General features: G+C 41.1%; 17 protein-coding genes. 9 read left to right on the top strand and 8 right to left on the bottom strand.

Features of this window, described 5'->3' with window-relative positions; genetic code table 11:
• Positions 1 to 95 precede the first annotated feature (95 nt).
• Together D1013_RS03010 and D1013_RS03005 are read left to right on the top strand one after the other, a co-directional pair.
• Positions 96 to 1,487: a Gfo/Idh/MocA family protein gene (locus D1013_RS03010; RefSeq protein WP_121847474.1), complete on the top strand. Its 1,392-nt coding sequence runs from the start codon at positions 96 to 98 to the stop codon at positions 1,485 to 1,487.
• A 46-nt stretch (positions 1,488 to 1,533) separates the two neighbouring features.
• Positions 1,534 to 2,466, top strand: a complete 933-nt coding sequence (locus D1013_RS03005) for an SMP-30/gluconolactonase/LRE family protein (protein ID WP_205601268.1) — start codon at positions 1,534 to 1,536, stop codon at positions 2,464 to 2,466.
• A 65-nt stretch (positions 2,467 to 2,531) separates the two neighbouring features.
• On the opposite strand, the gene D1013_RS03000 is transcribed toward D1013_RS03005, so the two are convergent.
• From D1013_RS03000 to D1013_RS02975, 6 genes are all read right to left on the bottom strand, one after another.
• Entirely contained in the window at positions 2,532 to 3,359 is an 828-nt protein-coding gene (locus D1013_RS03000) for a universal stress protein (protein WP_121847473.1), read from the bottom strand.
• Between the two features lie 121 nt (positions 3,360 to 3,480).
• Entirely contained in the window at positions 3,481 to 3,861 is a 381-nt protein-coding gene (locus D1013_RS02995; RefSeq protein ID WP_121847472.1) for an iron chaperone, read from the bottom strand.
• A gap of 40 nt (positions 3,862 to 3,901) precedes the next feature.
• Complete coding sequence (locus tag D1013_RS02990; protein ID WP_121847471.1) at positions 3,902 to 4,315, bottom strand: SRPBCC family protein; 414 nt, start codon at positions 4,313 to 4,315, stop codon at positions 3,902 to 3,904.
• Between the two features lie 6 nt (positions 4,316 to 4,321).
• The gene (locus D1013_RS02985) at positions 4,322 to 4,747 is read right to left on the bottom strand and encodes a VOC family protein (RefSeq protein ID WP_121847470.1); all 426 of its coding nucleotides are present in this window, start codon (positions 4,745 to 4,747) and stop codon (positions 4,322 to 4,324) included.
• Positions 4,748 to 4,784: 37 nt separating this feature from the next.
• On the bottom strand, positions 4,785 to 5,162 hold the full coding sequence (locus tag D1013_RS02980) for a nuclear transport factor 2 family protein (protein WP_121850575.1): 378 nt from the start codon (positions 5,160 to 5,162) through the stop codon (positions 4,785 to 4,787).
• A 313-nt stretch (positions 5,163 to 5,475) separates the two neighbouring features.
• Positions 5,476 to 7,074, bottom strand: a complete 1,599-nt coding sequence (locus D1013_RS02975; RefSeq protein WP_121847469.1) for a sulfatase family protein — start codon at positions 7,072 to 7,074, stop codon at positions 5,476 to 5,478.
• Positions 7,075 to 7,247: 173 nt separating this feature from the next.
• On the opposite strand from D1013_RS02975, the gene D1013_RS02970 reads away from it, so the two are divergent.
• From D1013_RS02970 to D1013_RS02950, 5 genes are all read left to right on the top strand, one after another.
• Positions 7,248 to 8,138 (top strand): nucleotidyltransferase family protein, encoded by an 891-nt coding sequence (locus D1013_RS02970; protein WP_121850574.1) that lies wholly within the window; start codon positions 7,248 to 7,250, stop codon positions 8,136 to 8,138.
• Positions 8,135 to 9,214, top strand: coding sequence for a phosphotransferase enzyme family protein (locus D1013_RS02965; RefSeq protein WP_121847468.1), 1,080 nt, complete (start codon positions 8,135 to 8,137; stop codon positions 9,212 to 9,214). The genes D1013_RS02970 and D1013_RS02965 overlap by 4 nt, the downstream gene beginning before the upstream one ends.
• Before the next feature lie 172 nt (positions 9,215 to 9,386).
• Positions 9,387 to 9,755, top strand: coding sequence for a hypothetical protein (locus D1013_RS02960; RefSeq protein ID WP_121847467.1), 369 nt, complete (start codon positions 9,387 to 9,389; stop codon positions 9,753 to 9,755).
• Positions 9,756 to 9,794: 39 nt separating this feature from the next.
• Positions 9,795 to 10,280 carry a hypothetical protein gene (locus D1013_RS02955; RefSeq protein WP_121847466.1) on the top strand — a complete coding sequence of 162 codons (486 nt, stop codon included), beginning with the start codon at positions 9,795 to 9,797 and terminating at the stop codon, positions 10,278 to 10,280.
• A 101-nt stretch (positions 10,281 to 10,381) separates the two neighbouring features.
• Entirely contained in the window at positions 10,382 to 11,419 is a 1,038-nt protein-coding gene (locus tag D1013_RS02950; RefSeq protein WP_121847465.1) for an LLM class flavin-dependent oxidoreductase, read from the top strand.
• Between the two features lie 9 nt (positions 11,420 to 11,428).
• Here the strand turns inward: D1013_RS02950 and tamL are convergent, their stop codons facing one another.
• Positions 11,429 to 13,762: a translocation and assembly module lipoprotein TamL gene (gene tamL / locus D1013_RS02945; RefSeq protein ID WP_225621366.1), complete on the bottom strand. Its 2,334-nt coding sequence runs from the start codon at positions 13,760 to 13,762 to the stop codon at positions 11,429 to 11,431.
• Positions 13,763 to 13,764: 2 nt separating this feature from the next.
• A complete protein-coding gene (locus D1013_RS02940; protein ID WP_162987790.1) occupies positions 13,765 to 18,624 on the bottom strand; it encodes a translocation/assembly module TamB domain-containing protein in 4,860 nt (1,619 codons plus the stop codon).
• Positions 18,625 to 18,995: 371 nt separating this feature from the next.
• On the opposite strand from D1013_RS02940, the gene D1013_RS02935 reads away from it, so the two are divergent.
• Together D1013_RS02935 and D1013_RS02930 are read left to right on the top strand one after the other, a co-directional pair.
• Positions 18,996 to 21,755 (top strand): helix-turn-helix and ligand-binding sensor domain-containing protein, encoded by a 2,760-nt coding sequence (locus D1013_RS02935; RefSeq protein ID WP_121847462.1) that lies wholly within the window; start codon positions 18,996 to 18,998, stop codon positions 21,753 to 21,755.
• Between the two features lie 300 nt (positions 21,756 to 22,055).
• Complete coding sequence (locus tag D1013_RS02930; RefSeq protein ID WP_225621367.1) at positions 22,056 to 25,076, top strand: SusC/RagA family TonB-linked outer membrane protein; 3,021 nt, start codon at positions 22,056 to 22,058, stop codon at positions 25,074 to 25,076.
• Positions 25,077 to 25,080 lie beyond the last annotated feature (4 nt).

Here is a 25,080-nt window from a genome sequence, read left to right as displayed (position 1 = left end):
GATTTAGAGCAAGGGTTAAACTTTTGGCATTGCAGGCCAAAAGATGTAAATTCCTCTGCTTTTTATCCAAACCAGCTTATCAAAAGCATACCAAAATGAAACAAAATTCAAACAGAAGGTCTTTCTTAAAAAAGGCTGCCTTAGGATCGGCCGCCATTACCTCGGCGCCCACTATTTTAGCCTCATCAAGAGATGAGACTATTTGGCTGCAAAGACAACATCGTGAAAACAACTATTCTGCCAATGACCAAATTAATCTTGGTGTAATCGGCGTGGGCATTCAAGGTATTTACGACGCCAACGACGCCCTGACCGTTAATGGCTCAAAAGTGGTTGCCGCCTGTGATCTTTACACCGGTAGGTTAGACCGCGCCAAAGAATTATGGGGAAATGATATTTTCACCACTAGGGATTATAGGGCGTTATTGAACCAAAAAAATATCGATGCCGTTATTGTGGCTACTCCCGACCATTGGCATAAACAAATAACCATTGATGCTCTAAAGGCGGGCAAACATGTATACTGCGAAAAGCCGATGGTTCAAAAATGGGAAGAAGGGCAAGCTATCATAGATGCACAAAAATCGTCGGGAAAGCTTTGCCAAATCGGTAGTCAGGGTATGGCTTCTTTGGGCAATGAAAAGGCCAAACAACTATATGAGAAAGGTGCCATTGGCGACATCGTAATGCTCGATTTCTATAATGATCGTTACTCTGCCGAGGGTGCTTGGCAATATCCGATACCACCTGACGCCAATAAGCAGACCGTTGACTTTGACACCTTTTTGGGCAATGCCCCGAAAGTGCCATTTGAACCCAAGCGTTTTTTTAGATGGCGAAATTACAGGGATTACGGTACCGGGGTTGCAGGTGACCTTTTTGTACACGCCTTTTCTACCCTAAACCACGTTATCAGTTCTCACGGACCCAATCGCGCATTAGCAACGGGCGGACTTCGATATTGGAAAGATGGGCGCGATGTACCCGATGTAAGCATCACTCTTTACGACTATCCAAAAACGGAAACCCATGCTGCTTTTAACGCAGCCTTTCGTATTAATTTTATCGCCGGAAGTGGCGGTGGCGGTGGTTTTAAACTGATAGGCACAGAAGGTGAGATGGAAGTCGGCCAAAACTCGGTCACCCTAAAAAGGTCAAAGTTAGGCTTGGTACCGGCAGGGTATTCGATGGTGGCCTTCACCGAAGAAATGCAGAAAAAAATCAAAAAAGGTTATGAAGAGCAGAACCTAGAATCAAGGGCTTCTTCATTGAGTACGGGTACTACCACTTGGAAAGCGCCCAGCGATTACAAAGGTGGTAGACATGATCATTTTTCCAACTTCTTTGAAGCCATTCGTGGAAACGGAAAAGTAATTCAAGACCCTACCTTCGGTTTACGCGCCGCAGGCGCTGCCCTTTTGGCCAACGACAGCTATTATTCAAAAAAACCGGTGGACTGGAATCCAACGGAAATGAAAATTATATAACCCAAATACTTCAACAAAATGCTTATTACTAAAAAACGTCTCAAAAATGAAAAAATCAGCACCCTGCGCCAAAAGTCGCGCTTTCCGGTCAATTCAAGGTACGATTTGCATGTGTCTTATGTTATGGGCCACTATCACACAAGCGCAAATAAAGTTCCCGGTAGAAGTAGGAATGAAACCGGAGAGTCTTACCAAAGGGTTCAACGACAATTATTACGTAACCCTGATGAACGGCAAGGAGGAGGGCGATGGACAAATCGCAGAAATCTCAGAAGAAGGGGTAAAAATCTTCTCTAATGGCTTCGATGAGCCCAAAGGAATCGTTTTTTTAGATGGCCACCTCTACCTCTCAGACCTGAATAGAGTCTGGAAAGTTGACCAAAACGGAAAGGCTACGGTTTTTATCAAAAAAGAAGATTTTCCGAAGGAAGCGCTCTATTTAAACGATGTAGCCGTAGACTCCGAAAAAAAAGGAATTTATGTGGCCGATATGGGTGCCACGCAATACATGCGTGATGCCAATAACGATTTATGGCCTTTAGATAGTGAGGAAGCCAAGAAGATTCCGCAAGTAGGCCGAATCTATCATATTACGTTAGATGGAAAAATATCTATTGTGCAAGACGGCTCGCCCTTGATGCTAAACCCAAACGGGGTCGGTGTAGATAACCAGGGCAATATCATGGTAGGTGCCTTTTTCACCGGCAACTTTTTAGTAACCCGAAACGGAAAATTAACCCCTTTAAAGGGAACTTTCAGAGGTGCCGATGCCGTTGAACAAGATAGTAAAGGCAACTATTACGTAAGCAGTTGGGCACAGGCCAAAGTTTGGAAAATAGATGGCAAGACAGAGGAAGCCACTATTTTAATTGAAAATTTGCAATCTGCAGCCGATTTTCTTCTTGAGGAAGAAAACGGTCGTCTATTATTACCTGATATGCTGGCGGGAAAGATTTTAGAGGTACCTATCAATCCTTAGTCACAAAATTGATTGAAAAATAAAAGGCGCCATCAGGCGCCTTAGTTATTTTATGTTACTGTCTATCAATCATTGATTTTAAAGGTAATGACAGGTATTTTTGAATGATTGGCAATATCTTCGCCAATGCTTCCCATGAAAAAATGTGCAAGACCTCTCCGGCCATGGGTGGGTATGCCTATGGCATCGGCACCGTTCACCTCACTAAAGCCAAGAACGCCCTTTTCTACCGTATAATCATTGTAAATGGTTACTTCTTCGGCACTTTTTGCCTCATGTAAGAACTTATTGATTCTTTCGTAACAATCAGAAGTGCTCAAAAAGCTATCACCCGGAGTATTTACATAAACCAAATTCAATTCAGCCGATAACATCGAGGCAAAAGCCTTTGCCTGACTAAAGGCAGTCAGATTTTCAAGGCTAAAGTCGCAGGCAAAAACAAACCTTTTGATGTTAAAATCTTCCATTTCTCCTTTCACGACAATGACTGGTATGTCTGATGTTCGCACCACTTTTTCGGCGTTTGACCCAATAAATATCTCTGTAAGACCATCGGCACCATGAGAGCCCATTACCACGAGGCCCACCTCGTGTTCTTTGGCAATCTCGTTCACCTCGCTGAACACTTTATAGTGCTTAATGATTGGAGTGACCTTTACCTCGTTTAAAAAAGGTTTTTTCAAAAATTCATCAAACCTTTTTTCAGCCATTTTAATTAGAAACACAGTTTGTTCGGGATGATAATCTTCGGTGGAAGTAATCATTGCCTGATTGAGTTCTAGCATATGCAATGCCAATATTTCAAAACCATGTTTTTTAGCCAACGAAACAGCTACTTTCATAGCATATTCCGATTGCTGGGAAAAATCTACAGGAACTATTATTTTTTTCATAACCTTAGAATTTTGAGCTAATCATTAGCTTGTTTTACCAAAGTTAACCATACTCGTTACCAAAAAACATGACAATTCTCAGTATTAATGACTCAAAAGAAATCTTCTCTGGCCTTAATCATTACTTCGGACCAAACTTCTTTTCGTTCTCATTTGCCCTAAACCGCACAATTTTGCGGATCAGGTCATAAGGCATCTCTGCATCTAAAGGAAATTGCACCGAGCCCTTACCTTGCTTATAAATTGAAAGTTCGTCAGCAAATGCTTCGTGGCCTGTTGGGGTGGCGTAGAACCCGATATGATTCTTATAGCCTGCAAAATAAACAAGAGGTTTTCCAAACAATTTATATGCCGGCATGCCGTAAGCCATCGATTCTTCAGCATCAGGAACTTCCTGCTTGATCAAGCCTCTTATTTGGCCTAAAGCACTATGAACCTCCCCCTGAAAACTTTTCAGGTATTCTTCAACGGTGGTGGGCTTTTTATCTTCTTTTGATTTCATGAACGAATGATTTATAAATTAAAATCATAGGAATGTGGTGTCAAGCTATCGACTCCGCGTACTTTTTGAAGTTGTTCAATATAGCCTGCCATCCCTGCTCTTGCATTTCTAGAGGATTTTGATCTTCGGGTTCAAAGCTCTCGGTGACCTTAGTAACACCTTCATTTTCCTCGAATTTAACAGACACTTTTCTGCCATCATCTAAGGTATAATTCAACAGTTCAGGCGGATTGACTTCATCAAAGGTCCCGCCAAAATCAAATCCCATACTGCCATTTTTAGCTTCCATTCGAGAAGTAAAGCGACCACCGGTTCGCAGATCACTTTCAGCCTTTGGAGTATGCCAATCATCGGATGCAGAATTCCAATGGATAATATGCTCAGGTTGGGTCCAAAACTGCCAAACCTTTTCTTTATCAACCTCAACGGTCGTACCAATAGTTATCATCTTCATCTGTTATCAATTAAATTCTGCGTTATAATTAATCATCCAGTGAATACCGTACTTATCTATAAAGCTGCCAAAATAGTCTCCCCAAAATTGATCGGCCATGGGCATCTCAATTTCACCGCCTTTTGAAAGACCTTCAAAAATTCTATCGGCCTCATCTTTACTTTTGGGATGCAGCGAAATATAGTTGGTATTACCTTTATTCAGCTGGTGCCCCGCCGAAGGCATGATATCAGACCCCATTAAAACGGTACCACCGTCGAGAGGCAACGAAATGTGCATGGTTCTACTCTGCTCCGATGAGGGTAGATTCTCCGTTCCCGGAGCATCAGACATTTTCATATTGGCAGTGAATTCGCCGCCAAAGACTGACTTGTAAAATTTGAAGGCCTCTTCAGCTTGCCCATCAAAATTCAAATACGGATTAACTTTCATCTCATTTACGTTTTATAGTTAAGTATGTTTCTACTCTTTATTTTTCGACCACATAAGAAGTAAGCTTTTTGACCAGACTACCTTTGGCCCCTCTAAATTCATAAAAGTCGGCGAAGGCAAAAACATTACCCTTGTTCATTACCATGGTACCATTGACTGCCGCAGACCTGCCATGAGTAATTATGCTCTCTATTTTTAACTCTTTGGCGGTATATTCTTTCATTTTCAATAAGGCGGCTATAAAATTCTCCTTTCCTTCAATAATTTTGTCACCGACCATATCCCACACCACATCATCGGTCAGCTTATCATGAAAGTAGTCGACATCGGCTTCGGCAAAAGCCACATTAAATTCTTTTAGAAATTTCTTCTTTGGGGCATTATCGCAATCTGCCGGTGCAGTTATTTTCACCATTTTGGTTCTATTTAAGTTATGAGGCATCCTAGGTATAATTATGAACAATTCTCTCCATAGATAACTAGCAAAATCTTCTCATCCGCAGACATACACCCACCCCGTCAGTATTCCCTTGGGGAGCAAATCTAATTAGCACTCTTTCAAAGATAAGTTGCACAAAGCTGCTTCAAATAGGTGCATTACGCCAATTCAAAGGGTTGATTGCGACATTCTGGACAAGTCATACTTTTTCAGTGAAACCTCAAGCTCTCTAGCCATTCATCAGGTAACCGAACCGTAAAGACCGACTTGATGAGGTTGCTTTTTTAATCTAATTTTTGAGATTAATCTTTACCGGTTCCAGTTCGTTTCCATCACCATCAAGCACAAAAGGTTCAAAATCGGAATCATTTACCCAACCAGCTTTGGGTTGTTTGCCGGCCATAAAATCATGATAAAAATCTCGGCCATTGACGAAAGGGGCCTGTTCGTACAAATGACCGTAACCTTGCATTCTCAAATCGTCCTGTTCTTTTAGTTTCATCTCCATCTCAAAACGCAAGTCTGATTTTTCATCGGCATAACTTAAGTCGCTTGCCAAGTTGTTCATGCAAAAAGGGTCATCATTTAAATCATATAACTCTTCTTCTACTCTCTTTCCGAAATTCAATCGCCAGTAACGGGAATTTCCGTTTCTTCTCAATTTCAATATTTCGGTTTTGGTCGGGCTACCATCTGTATTCAAATAACCGGTCTCCGGATTTCCTTTGGGCCAACGATCAATTTCGTAATTCTTAATGTAGAGCATATTATTCTTATGTATCCCGCGAATAGGATAACCCACATCACGCGGTCGCCCAGTGTCATGTCTTTCCTTCCCCACCAAAACGAAATTACGCCAATCATCAATCTGTCCCGATTTTGAAGAGCCCAATATATTCAAGAGGCTCTTGCCTGCCGGAGGGTGCATTCCTGAGGTTTGCCAATCGATACCAGCGGCTTCTAAAAAAGTCGGGGCCAAATCAATAAAACTAATGTAATCTTCTACCTTTCTGTTCTTTTTATTCATGGCTTTTGGCCATTGAATGGCCATGGGCACATGATTGGCATTTTCATATTGGTCGCCTTTGACCCTTGGAAATGGCATTCCGTGATCGGAGGTTACCACTACCAACGTATTGTTCAATTGCCCTGATCTTTCAAGAGAATTCATAATTTTGACGATATGCTCATCAAAATTTTCAATTTCAAGGGCATAATCTAACAAGTCGGTACGTGTCACCTCATTATCGGGCCAATAAGGAGGGAAATCTTTGATCATATCCTCGGTCTTTCCTCCAATACGCTTTCCGGAACCATATTCATAACCCCGATGTGGTTCTAAACTACCGACCCAAAAGCTCCAAGGAGCATCTTTTGGGGCTCTCTGAAGGAAATTATCAAAATTGGCACTGTAGTCATTGCTTGAAATGCCACTGGTCAAAGGTTCTAATATCTCAGTGTTATAAGCTGGGCCAAGAACTTCACGCTCTTTTCCATCGGCGGTCAAGGTAATGGCAGGCGCGTAACCTTTTCCCGTAAAACCGATGGTATACCCGTTTTCTTGAAGTACTTCTTGATAAGTTTTAAACTTGGGCGGAAAATAGATAACGTGGTTCGCTGCAGCATCGAGCTGCCATGAATTTCTTCCGGTCATAAGTGAAGCGCGAGAAGGGGCGCATTTGGCATTAGGTGTATACGCTCGGTTGAAAAGCACTCCATTTTTAGCAATGGCATCAAAACCAGGGGTATTCACGTAGGTACTTCCGTAGGCGCTCATGTCCAGTCCGGCATCATCGAAAATAATGACAAGAATATTCGGTCTGGAGTTTTCTTGGGAATGAAGAAATACCGAAAAACTTATAAAAACCGAAAGAAGAAAAAATTTCATTTACTACAATATTAAAGAAACGAGAAGGCTAGATGAATTTGATAGTAAAGTAGAAAAATTATAGGAGCAAAATTTATCGAGATGTCAAAAAAATGTTACCTATACTAGCATTTCACCGTCTCTTTCTTTATAAAGTCATATTTTTGCCCGAACTCAATAAAATCTACAGAAACATGACTTTACTTTTGATGGCTGCTGGAAGCGGAAGCCGATATGGCAAACTAAAGCAATTCGATGATTTAGGTCCGAATGGTGAATTCCTTATGGAATTCGGTATCTCCGATGCCTTGAAAAATGGTTTTGACCATATTGTACTTATTACCAAAAAAGACAATGTCTCGTTTTTAGAAGATCATTTGAGAAACCGTTTGCCGGCCAATATTAAATTGGATGTTCTGGCCCAAGAAATTACTGATTTGCCAGATGGCTGTACTTTTGAAGGAGAACGCCAAAAACCTTGGGGTACCGCCCATGCGGTCTGGACGGCCAGAGACGTTATCAACGGTCCTTTTGCTGTTTTGAACGCAGATGACTTCTATGGTCAGCCGGCATACGAAAACGCCGCTAATTTTATGCGGGCGCATAAAGACGACAATACCTATGCCCTCGTGGGCTATACCTTAAAAAACACCTTATCAGAACATGGTTCCGTTTCTCGAGGTGTTTGTCAAGTTGATGGCGACAACCTTATTTCAGTTGATGAGCGTTTAAAACTAGAGGCAAAAGATGGTAAAGTTATAGATGAAGATTCTGGCAACGAATATACCGGAGAAGAGCATGTAAGCATGAACTTTTGGGTTTGCAAGCCTAGTATCTTCGAAAAAATTGAAAATGATTTTAGGGCTTTCTTGAACAGTAAAGATTTGGGTGCCAAAAGCGAGCTTTACATACCAAAGATTATTCAAGATATGCTACAGGCCGGTGAAATTAAGGTTAAAGTGGTTCCTTCGGGTGGCGATTGGTTCGGTGTTACCTATGCCAGCGACCGTGAGACCGCTGTATCTTATTTACAAAAAAAGACCAACGCCGGAAAATACAGTTCGCCGCTTTGGCCTAACGAATGAGTAATTATAAAGAAGAGCAACTCAATAACTTATTAACAAAATTCTCGGTACCCGAGAAGCCCTATCGATTCAAGCCGTTGACCGACGGCTTGATCAACGATACTTATTTAGTTTCTGAAAATCGAACTCCGCTCTATATCTTACAGCGGATCAACCATAAAGTCTTCACCAACGTAGCCGAGTTAATGAACAATGTTCAAGATGCTTTTGAACATTTGAACGATGACCATTACCAACAGATAACCCTTGTCAAAACTTTAACCGGAGAGAGTTATCTTTCTACCGAAGATAAGGAGAAGGCATATTGGCGGGTGATGACGTACATTGATGGCAGCACTGCCTACAACACTACTACGGAGTCTGAAATAGCTTTTGAAGCAGGTAAGGTTATTGCTAAATTTAATATGCTTCTACTCAGCGCCCAGTTAGACAAATATGTTGATACCATACCTCAATTTCATGATTTAAAGCTGCGGACCTCTCAATTCCAAGAAGCTTTAGAACATGCGCCTAAAGAAAAACTATCGATGGCCGCAAATGCCATTTCGTTCTCGCATAAAGTCATCGAAAAATTACGAGATGTAAATGTGGCCGAACTTCCTGACCGCATTTGCCATAACGATACTAAATTGAACAACATCCTTTTTTCCAAGGAAACAAAAAAGGCACTTTGTCTAATTGATTTAGACACGTTAATGAAGGGTAAATTTATGTACGATTTTGGGGATGCCGTGCGAACCATCGTTAACACCGCCCCCGAAGATGAGATAGATCATGACCAAATTGTTTTTGAAAAGGAGCTCTTCTCTTCCTTTGTAAAAGGGCTGGCAGCCAATGGACCATTTTTGAGCCAAAAGGAAGTTGAAACCTTACCATGGGGTGCCGTTTTAATGCCATTTCTTCACGGCCTAAGAGCCCTCACCGACTACTTGAACGGCGACGTATATTATAAAGTGGCCTATAAAAACCAAAACCTTGACCGTAGTCTTAGCCTTTTGAATTTCACCGAAAAAGCGTTGGCTCATTTTGCATTTATGAGCGATACAATCAACGCGACCATTGTCCCAAAAAATTAAATAACCCTTGCTTTTTATTTAGGTGAACCTCCGGTATAGGGCCCCTTCGTCTGTATCAACTATATCTTTAACTCATTAGAATTTTTATGTCTTAAAGCTTCCTTAACGAAGTTAGGATGGCGTATGACACCCTATACCTTTGTTTGAAACATAAAATCCTAAATTTTAAAACATGAAAAAAATTGCAAAGCATATGGGTCTTTTAATCTGCCTTACCTTGGTGGCGGTTTCTTGTAGTAAAGACAACGACCCTACAGACGACAATCTTTTTGTTGGCACCTACAATGGTAGCGTTAGCTATTCCGAACCGGATACCGAAACTGAGATTTCAACTGATGATGGCCGAGTGACGGTTGTGAAAGTAGGCGACAATTATCGATTTGACTTTTCCAATGGAATACCAAGTATCAATGGTGTAACTATGGAAAAAAACCAGAATATCTTGGTGAACAGCTCAGGAACCATAAAAATTGATGAAGGTGAATTAATTATTGCTTTTATCGAAGGTGGTGAAACTTGGGGTGCCAATTGTACCCGATAGTACGGCGACTTCCAATTCTTTTAATTTAAATAAAAAATTATGCATAATTCTGATAACCAAAGCATTTTCAATCGCTTGGAAGCCCTATTTGCCCAACTCTTTTCGGCTGAAAGGGTCTACGGCACTCTCGTAACTTCTGATAGACACCCTAGTAAAAGGGATTATTTCAAACACAGATACTTTCAGTACAGCTCTTTTGCAGCCATCTTAAAGCACGAAATATTGGCCGTAACCGATCAAGTAGCATCGCCTGATGTACCAAAAACTGACAGGTTGATTTTTAATGATTTAGAAAATTCGCTACTGGAAAGGCCTTTGACTGGCACCGAAGTGGATGAACTAATCGTTAAAGCTGAAAAAAAACTGATTTTAAAATATCAAGAGCTTTTGGCCTACACCGATTTGCCCAATACCACCAATGCCATTCTTCAATCTCAGGCGGAAGAACTTAATAATGAATGGCAAAAGCTGAAATCGAATCTGGAAATAGAAATTCATCAAGACAATAGTTTATCAGCTTTATAAAGACAACTATGTTGTAGTAAACTTTATCATCTCCTTAACGGAGAACACCGTGTCACCGGTCTATTATTGATTAATTTTGTTATTCAAAACAGTTGGTGAACATGAAGCAGCATAGAAAAGATTTTATTCCTTACTCAATACTGGAGCTCGCTACCATTGGTTCGGGCTTCTCAGTTTCTGAGGTTTTTAAGAATAGTTTGAATTTGGCACAAAAAGCGGAGTCTTTCGGCTATAATCGCTTTTGGTTGGCAGAGCACCATAACATGGTGAGTATCGCCAGTGCCGCCACTTCTGTATTGATAGGTCATATTGCCGGTGGTACCAATCAATTGAGAGTCGGTTCCGGTGGTATTATGCTACCCAACCATTCGTCTATGCTGATTGCGGAGCAATTTGCCACACTCAGTGCTCTTTACCCTGATCGCATCGACCTCGGTTTAGGAAGGGCCCCAGGCACCGATCAGACCACTGCTCAGGCCATTAGGCCCGACCGTATGCAAGCCGTCTACCGTTTTCCTGAAGAGCTTCGTTCTATTCAACAGTATTTTTCTGCAGAAAATAAAAACAATAAAGTGAGGGTGCCCATTGCCGAGGGCGTAGATTTACCTATTTATATTCTGGGATCAAGTACCGATAGTGCCTATTTGGCCGCAAAAGAAGGCCTACCTTATGTGTTTGCCAGTCATTTTGCCCCTACACACCTATTCAAGGCCCTTACTATTTACAACAATAACTTTCAGCCTTCGGCATACCTTGAAGAACCTTATACTATGGCATGTGTAAATGTTCTTGCCGCCGATACCGAAGAGGAAGCTGAACGCATGTCTACTTCAAGCATAAGAATGATTGTAGGTGTTCTCACCGGACAAATTGATTATTTACAGCCTCCTACCGAGATGACACCACAGCTCAAACAAATAGCTGTGGATCCCGCCTTACAGCGCATGATGAAATTTTCTTTTATAGGTAATAAAGAGACGGTCAAGGAAAAAACCGTTAAGTTTTTAGAGGACACCGGAGTCAATGAAATCATGGTCGCCTCTCATATTTATGACCCAATAGCAAGAATAAATTCCTATCGTCTTTTTGCTGAAATAATGGAAGAGATAGCGGAATCAAGATGTATGGCTTCCAATTGATTTACGGTTTTAAAATGGATAACCGATGGCAAAATTGAAAATCAGGTTGTCATCGCCACCTTCGAAAAAGGGTATTCTGCTTCTTTCACCTTCAGGCAAGTAAGGCACACGTACCGGGGAGGCCAAATCGAGTCTTATTACAAAACTCTGGATGTCTACCCTTAATCCGAAACCTACGCCTACGCCCAACTCTTTTGTCCAATCTTTACCAAATTTACCTTCGGTCTGCAAACGCTCATTAAAGGCTATGGCCTCTTCGGACTCTCCATCTAAAAGTTCTGCTTCGGTAGTCAACCAAACGTTTCCGGCATCGGCAAAAAATGCCCCTTTTAAATAAGACCAAATAGGAAAACGGTATTCTAGATTGGCCTCCAAACTTAAGTTTCCAGATTGATCGAAGAAACTGGTCGTTGAATCGTCAGTTGAGGTGAATGTACCTGGGCCCAATGAACGAATCTTAAAAGCACGAACACTGTACGGTCCGCCAGAAAAGAATTGCTTCACAAAGGGCAGCGTTGTTGAATTACCATAAGGCACGCCCCAACCACCATATAATCTAGCAATCAATGTTCGCTCTTTGGCCCAGCGAAAATAATACCTGAAATCGACATCGGCCTTGGCATATTGTGCGAATTCTAAGCCAAAAATGGTCTCATTTCCGCTAACAAGACTCAACAGGTTACCTGCTAAATCAATATTGGTCGACACGAAAATCGGGTTCGACTTATCTTCGTCGACCAGTTCGTTATACGTAAAAGTATAGGTCAACCCGGCAATGAACTGCTGTTCAAAGCTTCTACGTAAAAATGGATTTTTATCTAAAATAGCTTCAAACTCTTCGGTTGTATTGGTCAAATTCACGTAGTTTACACTGATAGGGTTCAAGGCGTGAAATACATATCTATTGGCATTCCATGTATACCCAAAAGAGGTATTGAAAGATGTTAAACTATAGAGTTTACTTCTATTCAAAAAATCGCCGCCCAAACTGATTTTGGTTTTTGGAACAGCATATTTAAACCTACTGGGTGAAAATGGTACCAAACGGGGTATGGTCAAATCGGTTTTTAATCCACCCCCGATACTACTGAGGTTCTGATTATCGCCACCGGAAATTTGAGTAGCATACTGAAAGTTACCAATGATGCTAAGCGTTTCACCTCCTTTAAACAGGTTTCGATTGCTATAGGCCACTGAAATACCAGGGCCCGCAAACCCGTTAGATTTAGTCACAGCTTGAAGTTCTGCCCTAATCGAACGCTTGGTTAAAGGAGATAGAAAAATTTCTGAGTGCAGCGACCCCGCACCATCTTTATTGGCCGTAGTATCTGTCTCAGTAAACTGAATGTTCACGAACTTGTAACTACCGATATTAGAGAGTCGATTGCTGGTTAGTTGAGCCGTATAGGCATTGTAAGGTTGACCCTTTTCAAATAGAATGTAGGGTTCTAGCTGTTCGGGCTTGAAATATTCCTCATTTTGCACAAAAGCCAGACCGTTGACCATTTTCGGACTTGTAACTTCGACGCTATCACCTAATGTGTAATTTGGATAAACAGTGATGGAATCTATCTCATAAGGAATAATCGAGCGTTCGGGCACTTGAGATTTTAACCTGAGAAACAAATCGAACTTTCGGTTATCATACCTGTTCGTATCGGCCTCAAAAATTAGAAAATCAGGATTGAAATTATAATATCCTTTCTTTTTTAATTCATTATCGATTCGTTCTCGCTCAAATTTCATCAAACTCAAATCAAACCTTTGTCCGTTTTGAATTTGGCTGTCAGTAAGCGCATCTTCAATCGCAGAATAAATGGGCAAAGAGTCTTTTTCTAGTTGAAATGTTTGCATGGTATAGGGCCTAGGCAATTCAGCAGAATACCTTATCGCCGCTTTTTTGGCACTACTGTCTACCTCAGAAGACACCCTGCTGTAGAAGAAACCCTTATTATCAAGTCTATTCAGTATTAACTCTTCTACCCGCTCAGGATTTGCCTGAGATAAATAAACAGGTTCTTCGCCAAACTTCTTGTTCAACCATTTATTCAGAAAACCAGGTTTTTCCCTTTGGGCCTTATAATGATAATACAGGCCTAATCGCATGCCCAATACAGATGAATTCGGTTGGGGCTGCAAGAGAGTTTGCAATTCTGCCTTTACCTTTTTAATATCTTGAACTTTCTCTTCTGTCAGTAAGTTTGTTTCGAGTTCTGCACCTGTATACAACACCTCTCCTTCAGGAATGTACTTTTCAACACTACACGAAAATGAAAATAGCAGTGCCATCATTAAAAGAAATGACCCCCTACCCATACCATATCTACCAACCTGTTCGTGCATATTTACTCTTCTGATTTTGCTTCTTCCGTATTAGCATCTTCTTTCAACGGATTGAACAATTGACTGAACCGATTAAATTCCCTATTGAAAATCAAGGCCAAACCGGTTACGATTAATTGTCCGTCAATAACATTCTCATATTCGTTTTTTCGGTAGCCCTTTAAGCGATACCTACCATCTTCTGTTAACAGATACTCTAAGCTAACGTTTCCGATGAGTGGAGTTTGACCCTGAGTGGCTTGTGAACTACCCTCTACATCTACGGCACTACCTGCGGTGACCACTAAGCGGTCATCAAATAATTTCTTCTTGGCGTTGATGTTCAACTGCGTTCTGTCTTGCGGACTATCGCCTTGGTAGTCGGTAAAGCTATCTAGATCAAAATCGACTTCAAAGCCGCTTTTTCCGAAAACCTTATCTGAAAATGCGTTTAGCTGTCCGGAAAGCACTTTATTCACGTTATCCCGAGCTAGGGCCACAGTACCACCCGCACTTCCGTCACTACCCGTATCGGGGAAAAATCTGTTAAGCGCCAATAAAGAAAAAACCTGCTTGTTCAACGCTGCCTCTTGTTCGTTCAACTGCTGCACCCTACCATAAACAGCCCCACCAAGAGACCCTTGCTCATCTTCGGGCATATCTAAATCGAACGATAATTGGGGTTGCAAAAGCTCACCTTCCACATTCAAATAGACCAGAAAAGGCAGTACTTGCTGGTACTTACCAGTGACACTTACATCTTGGCCAGAAGTTACGGCCGCCATCAAAGGTGCCGCGGAAGTCTCTACCTCATAAATAGCGGTAACATCGAGAGCCGCATCGGTTGGGTCTCCCCGCCATGTAATGCTACCCCCCGGTTTGATGGTAAACCGTCTGTTGACCAAATTGTACAGACTTGTCTCATAATGTCCAGAATTTAGTTCATACCGGCCCGTTAAATTAATTCGGCCATTAGGCGACATGTTCAGACTGAGCTCCGCATCGCCAGAAACTTGAAGATTGTCTCCGGTACGTTCATCGATAATGATATGAAAAACGGCATCGTCGGCAATCTCCAATATGGCACTTAAGTCGAACCCTTGGAACAAAGCCGGAGTCTCTTCTTGATCTTGCCGTGTTAGAATGGCATCTGGGTCTTCTTTATTCACAAAGATGACCACACCGTCACGTTCTTCTACATCTAACTGTTCTTCAGCAACCACATAAGTTACATCGGTTACGTTGCGAACTCTGAGTTTACCGTCTATTTGAGGCAATTCTAAGTCTCCCTTTACGGTCAAATCGGCATCTATGCTAGCCGTACCATAATAAAGTTCATTGTCTTCTTTAGTAGAATTGAGCACCCGAAACTCTTCCGCTTTTAAACTGAGGTCAAAACCAGGGTTGGTAAGTTCTTCCGTCGTAATATCTCCATCCAAGACGAATTGACCGTTGTTGGCATCTTTAATTTCAAAAGAATCAAAGAAAAGGCCGGTCTCATCAATTTTCAATGTTTCGTTATTAACCTTGAACAAAGAATTGAAATCGGCTATATTGAATTCGGTTTCATTGAAGGTCAAATTGCCATTGTACTTGGGCTCTACCGTAGTTCCGTTCACCTGTATACTTCCGGTAATGTACCCCTTTGATTCTTTTAAGGCTCCCTCTGACAATCCCTCGACAACGGCCATATCAATTTTGTTCAAATCGAGGTCAAGATTCAGTCTTGCCCCTGTTTCGGCTGCGGCATAATCTCCAACAAGATTCAAATCGACACCCCCATCTTTCAGTGCTAAATCGAAATCATAATCACCCTGACCTTTCGAGGAGGCGTTCAATGATAAATTACCCAAAGCATTCTGCATCAATTCGAGCCCATTAACCTTAAAGTTGGCTATCAGACCGGGCGCTTCAAACGGGTTTTCTATAATCAACTCTCCTGCTACCTGACCTGATGCCAATGCCTCATCAGGATTCAGAAGACTTAAAAAGGTCTGTAACCTGAAATTATTGAACAAAATACCCAAATGGTCTTTTTCTATATCTGAGATAGCGTTGCTCAAGGTCAATTCTTGAGAGTTTCTACTGAATTTCACATTCTGAAGTCCTAAATAATTTTCGGCAATGGTTACCTTGTTCTCTTGGGGCACCGACCAATCTTTCTTATTAAAAATCAATTCTGAGGGATTGATATGAACGCTTATGGTGTCTTTTTGAAGAACTAATTCAGAGGCCATATGCATTAACCGTTCTTGATCATCGTACGAGTTAAAGTCAAGCAATAGCTCTCTGTTATTTAAGTTCCCGTTGAGAAAGGTCTTTTTAATATTTATAGGTCCGGCCAAAAGCCCAGCGAAACCCGCCGAAAAATTTAAGTCGGTAGCACTACCGTTGACCGAAACTTCTAAACTATCTAGGGAATTACCATTATACACGATTGTGGGTAAATGCACGCCTGCCTTCAAATTTTTCGAGAAGGCATCGTAATTAGCCCGAATATTTACCGAGTCGAGCCTTTCAACCCCTTTAAGGAAAACCTTGGTGAGTATCGGAACGGGAGATAAGGCCAAGTTCACATCTAACTTGACATTTCTATTTATGGTATCATTATCAACCGTACTCGTAAAGTAACCTTCAAATTGTTTTTTAATACTGGCTATAACGGCATCTGGTGACGAATTCGACTTTACAATACCGTTCAAAAATTCACTTTCAATACTTACATCAGTATCGGTTTCCCCTATGGCCGCATTAATTTGAAAGTCTCCCATCTGATATTGATCGTTCTCATATACCGCTATACCCTCTGAGAAGAGGGCATTCACTTTATAATTTTCAGGAGTACCAATATAATCTGCTTTGAGTTTCACCCCAGCCTTAATATTGTCTCGGGTTACACCCAGGGCATACAGGTCGGCCCCTATGACATCTAAATTGGTTTCGATGTTGGTATTAACTGAATCTAATTGAATTTTGGTAGTAGAATCAAAATTCAGATTATCATCTTTAAATTTCATGGCTACCGTACCTAAACCATCACTCATTTGACCGTCTAACTTTAGGTTAGAAAAGTCATACCCTTTAATCATCAATTGGGTAAAATCTGAATTTAATGAGGCGTTGAGGGAGTTTAAGTCATTACCGCTTCCCTCTGCCTTCATAGCAAATGAAACAGCCCCCAACTGTTCGTTCTTGAACAATTTGTTCAATTGCAGGGTATCCACTTTTAAATCACCTTTAAAGCCAATGCTTTTAGAATTTTTATAGTTACCATCCAACTGAATTCGTCCCTCGGGCATACGTAAGTTCGCATGGGCCACTATATCGTCAAATTTTCCGCTTGCTTTGCCATCTAAATCAATTTGTGTCGGAAGGGCAACACCTAATGAATCTTCATTGACCAGCCTTTGTAAATCTTTTCTTTTGGTGGATAATGAAATCTTATCAAAATTGAATGATAGGGAGTCCGGTTCTGTGAGACGTTTTAAATTACCCTGCGCCGAGAGTGAAGTATTCTCTCCCCAATTTAGCATAAAATCTGCCACATCAACATTTGCCAAGGTGCCGTCTGCTTGAAGTCGACCTCTAATAGGAAGCTCCGAAGCTTTGCTCAAATATTCGTTTTCTTTCAATGAAGGCTGAAAATAATACAGATCGGACAATCCGATTTCTACTTGGTCTAAATTGACCTCCAATTCTGAATTATCAGGCTGGGCCATTAGACTCTCGAACTCGTCGTATTGAACGGTAACCTTACCTGACAGCGAACTATTGGCTGTAGAAAGGGTTAGATTCGAAAGATCGAGCCCCTTATCATCAAGATTACTTTTAAACCGGGCATTTCTTATTTCAAGACCACTGCCCTCTTTAAATGCCAGTTGATTCAACGATAAACTAATCTGCGCTGGCCGATAAGAGATGTTTGCGACATTCAAATCAAAACCAGAAAAAGAAAGGTTTTGTGGGTCAAACTGCTGTTGGGCCAATGTATCGGGCGCTCCGCCGTAAACGATTTGATTGTCTTGAAGGTCAATTTTCTCTACTTCGACCAAAAAGTCGGGCCATTTAAACTCTTCTGTATTACTGGAGCTTATGGAGTCGTTTACGGCACCCACAGGTGTAAGGATCTCAGCCAAAATTTTTGATTTGTAGAGTGAAACAAGATCTACCTCAAATTCATTATTGGCCAAATCTGCCTTAGGAAGCTCTAAAAGAAATTCTTGAATGTCGGCATCAAATTTCGTGTTGTCCGGTTCTGATTTGTATTGCAATTGAACATTCGAAATTTTCAATTGATCGACCACCAAAAAGGGAAGCTGGGTTTCCGTAGTATCTTGGGTCTCTTCAAAGGGCTTTGTCTGAAGGTAATGTCCTTGAACGTCTGACAATTCTAAATCGTCAAGCTCAAATCTCATTTCATCCAAATCAATAGTATTTGCGTCAACAAAAAGTCGCCCTAAAAGCAATTTTGTGTCGATACCGAGAAAGCCATCTTCATACTGAAGGTCAAAATCATTAAAATCGACAGAGCCCAAATCGAAAGTCATTGGCTCTGTCTCAGCCGGGGGTACTGTTACGGTATCTGCAGGTGCAAACGCATCGATTAAGAAACTAAAATTAAAAGCTTCAGAATTTTCCAATCTTTTCACTCGAGCCTTAAGACCTGACCATTGCAAAGATTTGAGATTTACTTCGTTGTTAAAAACAATCGGGGAAATTGGCAGGTTGGCCTCTAGCTCTCGAGAATATACCAGCGTATCATTGTTTTGATCTTGAAGATAAAGCCCCTCTAAATAGATATTTCCTGAAAAGGTCAAGAACAGACGGTCGATTTCAACAGTAGTTCCCGTTTTATCAGAAACGTATTTGGTTACCTTATTCACTATAATATCTTGACCCCACGGGCTTCTAATAAAAAGAACTAACGCTACGAAAATTAAAAGTAGGGCCAGCAATATGCGACCTAGAATTCTAAGAAATCGATATGGTTTTTTCTTATTCAAATGAGTGCAACCATTATAGGATTGGGTTTGTAAAAGTAAACTTATGAATCGGCATCATGACCAATGAAATTTATATTTGCCCAATAAAAGTTTAATTGGGCAAGAAACAATAGAATTTATGCTTCAAGTGATGCTAATCGATTAATTTTTGAGCTTAAACAATCTTCATTTAGGATAGATTTTCGAAAAGCAACATCTTTGTTTTTCGTAACTTAAGGTTATTACCACTCTTCAATTGTTAAAAATTTAGAATGCAGGGGAAGTTAACTCGATTACTCATCTTCACAATATTCATATGGCCTTGTATAATCGGGGCTCAAAACCTACTACCTCCCATTTATAATTATCGGGTTTTCGAATACAATGCTGCCGGCCAAAATTGGGGCCTTTCGGTAAGTGAAAAAGGTGAACTTTTCAGCGCCAATGATAAGGGGCTTTTATACTTTAATGGTGAGGAATGGGTTTTAAACAAATTGCCTAATTCTACCATCATCAGGTCGGTTTACGCCGATGGCCAGCGTATCTATACGGGTTCCTATGAAGAGTTTGGGTATTGGGAAAAAGATGAAACCGGTTTACTCAATTATACCTCTTTGACCCATCTGATTCAAGACCACACCTTTACTAATGAAGAGTTCTGGCAGATTATCCCTTTTGAAAACAAAATTGTATTTCGTTCTTTCTCTACCATTTACATCTACGAAGATGATCAAATTACCATTTTTAATCCTGAACAAGTAATCACGAACATTGCTGTTCAGAATAACCAGTTGATAGTTGCCTCTAAAAGCAACGGCCTTTTTGAACTTCAGGATAATAAAATGGTTTCGTTACCATCATTTGATGAGTTTCAGAACGCAACAATTATAAGCATAGAATCTTTTAAAAATGGCCTTCTCATCGGCACTCAACTTAAAGGTTGCTTCGTATACCAAGACGGCAATTACGTAGGTTTCGATAAAGAAATCAACGAATTGCTCAAGCGCGATCAACTAAACAAAATTTTATCCGTTTCAAAGAATGAAATTGCTTTCGGCACCATTAAAAACGGAATCTACCTTTACAATACCTCGACCAAATCGATTAAAAACCTCAATAGGGGTACGGGCTTGCAGAACAATACGGTTCTTTCAATGGCTAGGTTCCATAATCAATTTTGGGCCGGACTTGAAAATGGCCTCGACAGAATAGGTGTCAATTCCCCCATCACCTATTACACTGACTATTCGGGCATCTTGGGTACAACCCACGATATAGCGCAAAATGAAAGTACTACTTACTTGGGCAGTAATACAGGCATTTACCTGCTCAATAAAGAATCCCTCTCTTTCGTAGAAGGTTCGCAAGGTCATGTTTGGGACCTTGAAACGATAGAGAACAACATTTTGGCTGGCCACAATACGGCCACATTTAAGATTGAGGGCAATAATATTAATAGGGTCTCTTCAATATCAGGTGGATATGAATTTGCAAAGGTTCCAGAGAGTAATAACACTTATTTACAGGGAACATATACCGGGGTTGCCAAATTTGTAAAAAGTGATAACCAATGGTCGGTCTCAGAGATTTCGGGAATCAGTTTTCCAGTAAAGCAATTGTGTTTTGAAGATGCGCATACTTTGTGGGTTGCCCATTCTTACAAGGGTCTTTATAGATTTAAGTTAGATGAAAATTTAGAAAAAGTCATAGAAAGCAAAGAGTTTGGTCCTAGTGACATTCCCAATAACTATCAGGTTAAGCTCTACCAGATAAAAAATCAAATTATACTGCAAAGTGATGGCCAATGGTTCAAATATGATCCAATAGTCGGTGAGATAGATGCCTTTGAAGAATTTGTTAGTTATAGTGGCAAATCGTTGATATATGCCGACGGCGACAATTTTTGGTTTATTGATAACAAACCGGATAAAGAATTGGTGTATACCGACCTCAAGGGCAAAACAATCTATATCGCCAAGTCGCAATTAAACGAACGCTTGGTTCCCGATATGGAGCGTATCATAAAGCAAACCGACTCTACCTACTTGCTCACCCTAAGCGACGGGTTTGCAAAAATCAACTTGACCCAATTAGAGAAGTCATTGACCAACGCCATTACGGAGACTCCGGAGTTAACCCATTTTCAAGATACCGAGAAACGCTATTCGGTTACAGATACCATTTTTGATGTACCGAATCGGCATGCAAACGATATTACGCTACAGGTGGCATCGCCAAGTCTCGTCAACCCAAGATATTATTATGAGCTCTCGGGTGAAGTAACGCGATCCAGCTATAGTGAAGATGGAGAACTGACTTTTCAAAATTTACCTCACGGACTTTACGAACTAAAAGTTTCCACTGTGAGTATGGACAATAAGAAATCTAGGCCAAAAATATTGGCATTTGAAATAGCTCCGCCATGGTATTTGACCAAATGGAGCCTTCTATTTTACCTATTGCTACTAATAAGCACCATTTTCATAGTGCGTTGGTACAATCGAAGAAAATTAAAAAGAAAGCACGAAGCTTTGAAGGTGAAGTTGCAACACGAACAAGACGAGCGAGTCGCCCAATTAGAAAAAGAGAAGCTCGAAAAAGAAATTAAGGGCAAACAAAACGAACTCGCGCGCACTACTATGAGTGTAGCCAAAAAAAATGAATTGATATTGGAATTAAAGGATTTGATGGTATTGAACAAAGATGCATTTTCAAATAAACAGCGCTATAGATCCCTGACCAAGAAACTGGATAGTTCAATCAACGAGGATGAAGATTGGAAACAATTTGAGGTCAATTTTAAAGAACTACACAACGACTTCTTCGAAAATCTTTTAAGGCAATACCCAAGATTAACTCCAAAAGACTTAAAACTCTGCGCCTACCTTAAAATGAATCTATCAACAAAGGAGATAGCACCCCTTATGGCCATAACGGTAAGAGGAGTAGAAATACATCGCTATCGCCTTCGAAAAAAACTAGGTATCGACAGTTCTCAAAACCTTTCAAATTTTCTGATAAAGTTCAAATAGTACGTTTTCTATATTGATAGAGCACATAATGCTCATATTCACCTTTTTACGATATTACATCATCACTACATCAAGGTGTTAAAATTAATGATTTGTTAACTCAGCAAACTACTGCAAAATACTTGAAAGAAGGCTGTTTGAAGGCCTATTTACGGTGATGTAGTTTTTATGTAGAGGTGTTAAAATTTCACACTACACTCTTTTAATATCTTGCAACAGATTAACAACTCATTAAAATATCAACTCAATTTTTGAACTATTATGAAATTAAGAAGCTATTTTTTACCTATCTGCTTTTTGATGCTACATTTAGCTATGTTTGGGCAGGATGGTATAACGGTTTCGGGTACGGTGAGCGATGCTCAAGGTTCTCCGCTTCCTGGAGCCAGCATCGTGGTATCAGGTACGACAACGGGTACCCAAACCGATTTTGATGGCAACTACACCCTAGATAATGTTCCTTCAGACGGAACTCTTTCAGTTAGCTATATAGGTTTTACGAGCAAAGAAGTGGCCGTTAATGGTCAAGAAACCATCGATGTTACTTTAGAAGAAGACACCCAAGCACTCGAAGAAGTGGTAGTTGTCGGTTATGGTACGCAAAAGAAAGCCGACCTTACCGGATCCATTACTACGGTAAAATCAGAAGATATAACGAGAACTCCCTCTGGCGCGGCTATGCAAGCGCTTCAAGGTAAAGTGGCGGGTTTACAAGTGGTAAGTAGTGGTGCGCCAGGTACCGGACCCACCATTAGAGTTCGTGGTATTGGATCGTATGTTGACGGCGCATCCAATCCTTTATATGTAGTAGATGGTACTTTTTACGATGATATCGATTTTCTTAACAATGAAGATATAGAAACAATATCTGTTTTAAAAGATGCATCGGCATCGGCCATTTACGGTGTACGTGCCGCCAATGGTGTTGTTCTGATAGAAACAAAATCTGGTAAGGCCAATCAAAAACCACAGGTGACCTACAACGGTTATCAAGGTGTACAGATAGCACATAACGTGGTCAAACTATCGAACTCTGAGCAATTTGCCACGCTGGCGAGGGAATCCGGTTCTGCGGCAGAAGCCCAATTCATAGACAATGCCATTCAAAGATATGGGCGAAGCAGAATCAATCCGAACGTTCCAGATGTAAATACCGATTGGTACGATTTAATTTTGAGACACGCCTTACAACAAAACCACAGTTTAGGGGTAACAGGTGGTACCGAGTCGACCACCTATTCGGTCGGCCTTAGCTTTTTTGAGCAAGAAGGTCTTTTGAAAATGAAGAACGACTATGAGCGATTTAATATTCGTACTAAACTCAACTTCGATATAAGCGACCGCCTGAATGTCGGTGTATCTGCCTTAATGAGTAACGCTACTAGGTATCGCCCAGAAGATGGTGCATTTGCCTCTGCTTATTTCGCCGTACCTACCATGCCGGTATTAGACCCGTCGAAAACCGATGCATATCCGAGACCTTATGCCAACGCGCAAGATTTGGGTTATCGTGGTACACAGAACCCGTTTCCTTTGATGGATAATACCGAAAACCGTAACAAGACTCGAAATACGCTTATGACATTTGATGTCAATTATGAGTTAGTGCCCGATAAATTGACTTTTAAGACGGCGTACTATCATAACTTTGAAACTTTAGATGTTCGAGAAGTACGGTTACCTTACTTCTACGGTAATGGTAATGCTTTTAGGGAAAATGCCGAACTGATCAAGAGAAATGAAACTTTCTCCGAACAGACGTGGGACAATACACTTACCTACAACGACAGTTTCGGAGACCACAACCTGACCATTCTAGGGGGTACTTCTTTTAGAGATCGCTCTTTTGAACTTCTAGAGGTAAAAGCACTTAACTTCCCCAATGGCCCCGGTATCGGTGATGAATCATACTATATCGATTTGGCCGATACCATCGATACCAGTACCGATAGCGGCAAAGTAAGGGTAACCGGTGATGATGGTACAAGACAATATTTCTTTTCTTACTTCAGCCGATTGGCCTATAACTATGCCAACAAATATTTACTCTACGGAACCTTTAGGGCTGACGGCACAAGTAAATACCAAGAAAAATGGGGCTATTTTCCAACGGTTGGTGCCGGATGGGTTATCTCTGAAGAGTCCTTCATGCAAAATGTTGGTTTTCTTAATTTCTTAAAATTGAGAGGTAGCTGGGGTGAATTGGGTAACGCCAATGTGGCCGCCAGTACGGGAGGCATTACATCTGATGAGGTGGTAGCCGCATTCGGAGACACAAGTTACGCCGGTATCGTTACCAGTAGTGATTTTGAGGCCCTTAAATGGGAGGTAACGGCCGAAACCAATGCAGGTATATCGGCCCGTATGTTCGATAATCAGTTGACATTAGAGGCTGATTATTTTAACAGGGAAACCAGGGATGCCGTTATACCCGTTTCAAGACTATTGGTACCTGGTGAGACCAGACAGAACGTTGGTCGCATTAGAAACACCGGTTTCGAATTTGTGCTGAATTGGGAAAAACAGGTTTCTGAAAACTTCCGATACAATATCGGAGCTAATTTTTCTACCTTGGATAATGAGGTGTTAGACCTTGCCGATCAAGAAAACTTGACTACAGGGGGCGATACTGCTCAACGTACCGTAGTCGGCGGTACTATAACACCTTTCTTCGGTCTTGAAGTTGATGGGGTGTATCAAACTCCTGAAGAGATTTCATCTGATCCAGCCGCACAAGCGGCGATTGCCGATGGACTTGTGGTCGAACCCGGAGATTTTAGGTTCGTAGATTACAATGGCGATGGCATCATTGATGCGCAAGACCGTGTCGATTTAGGTTCTTATTTACCAACCTATAATTTCGGTTTCAACTTTGGTATGAACTATAAGGCTTTTGACCTGTCATTGAACGTTATCGGTCAAGGTGGCAACGTTATTGCCAACCAAAAGCGTTTTGCGATTCGACAGACACCCGACCCCAATATTGATAGAGACTTCGCCATCAATAGATGGAATGGTCCGGGTACATCGAACAGTTACCCGAGTGCCCGTGGAATTCGCAACCCTTGGAGCAATCAATTCCTGAACAGTTTCTTTGTGGAAAAGGGTGATTTTGTAAGACTTCAAAACGTTACTTTGGGTTATACCCTACCCCAATTGAAAGGTAAATTCAATCCTGATATTAGATTCTACCTAACCGCGGAAAGACCACTCACATTGTTTGAATACAACGGTTTCACTCCTGAAGTTGCCAACGGTCGTGACAATCAGACCTATCCGATTCCCGGTGTATACACTCTTGGCGTAAACATTAAGATTTAAAAGA

Source organism: Euzebyella marina, from assembly GCF_003687485.1.
GTDB lineage: Bacteria > Bacteroidota > Bacteroidia > Flavobacteriales > Flavobacteriaceae > Euzebyella > Euzebyella marina.
This window is presented reverse-complemented; position numbering and strand designations above follow the sequence as displayed.

Coding starts and splice junctions, on each gene's coding strand:
- D1013_RS02960 (WP_121847467.1), top strand. CDS start 9,387: ATGAAAAAAATTGCAAAGCATATGGGTCTTTTAATCTGCCTTACCTTG.
- D1013_RS03005 (WP_205601268.1), top strand. CDS start 1,534: ATGAAAAAATCAGCACCCTGCGCCAAAAGTCGCGCTTTCCGGTCAATT.
- D1013_RS02970 (WP_121850574.1), top strand. CDS start 7,248: ATGACTTTACTTTTGATGGCTGCTGGAAGCGGAAGCCGATATGGCAAA.
- D1013_RS03000 (WP_121847473.1), bottom strand. CDS start 3,359: ATGAAAAAAATAATAGTTCCTGTAGATTTTTCCCAGCAATCGGAATAT.
- D1013_RS02980 (WP_121850575.1), bottom strand. CDS start 5,162: ATGGTGAAAATAACTGCACCGGCAGATTGCGATAATGCCCCAAAGAAG.
- D1013_RS02930 (WP_225621367.1), top strand. CDS start 22,056: ATGCTACATTTAGCTATGTTTGGGCAGGATGGTATAACGGTTTCGGGT.
- D1013_RS02935 (WP_121847462.1), top strand. CDS start 18,996: ATGCAGGGGAAGTTAACTCGATTACTCATCTTCACAATATTCATATGG.
- D1013_RS02990 (WP_121847471.1), bottom strand. CDS start 4,315: ATGAAGATGATAACTATTGGTACGACCGTTGAGGTTGATAAAGAAAAG.
- tamL (WP_225621366.1), bottom strand. CDS start 13,762: ATGCACGAACAGGTTGGTAGATATGGTATGGGTAGGGGGTCATTTCTT.
- D1013_RS03010 (WP_121847474.1), top strand. CDS start 96: ATGAAACAAAATTCAAACAGAAGGTCTTTCTTAAAAAAGGCTGCCTTA.
- D1013_RS02985 (WP_121847470.1), bottom strand. CDS start 4,747: ATGAAAGTTAATCCGTATTTGAATTTTGATGGGCAAGCTGAAGAGGCC.
- D1013_RS02965 (WP_121847468.1), top strand. CDS start 8,135: ATGAGTAATTATAAAGAAGAGCAACTCAATAACTTATTAACAAAATTC.
- D1013_RS02995 (WP_121847472.1), bottom strand. CDS start 3,861: ATGAAATCAAAAGAAGATAAAAAGCCCACCACCGTTGAAGAATACCTG.
- D1013_RS02975 (WP_121847469.1), bottom strand. CDS start 7,074: ATGAAATTTTTTCTTCTTTCGGTTTTTATAAGTTTTTCGGTATTTCTT.
- D1013_RS02950 (WP_121847465.1), top strand. CDS start 10,382: ATGAAGCAGCATAGAAAAGATTTTATTCCTTACTCAATACTGGAGCTC.
- D1013_RS02955 (WP_121847466.1), top strand. CDS start 9,795: ATGCATAATTCTGATAACCAAAGCATTTTCAATCGCTTGGAAGCCCTA.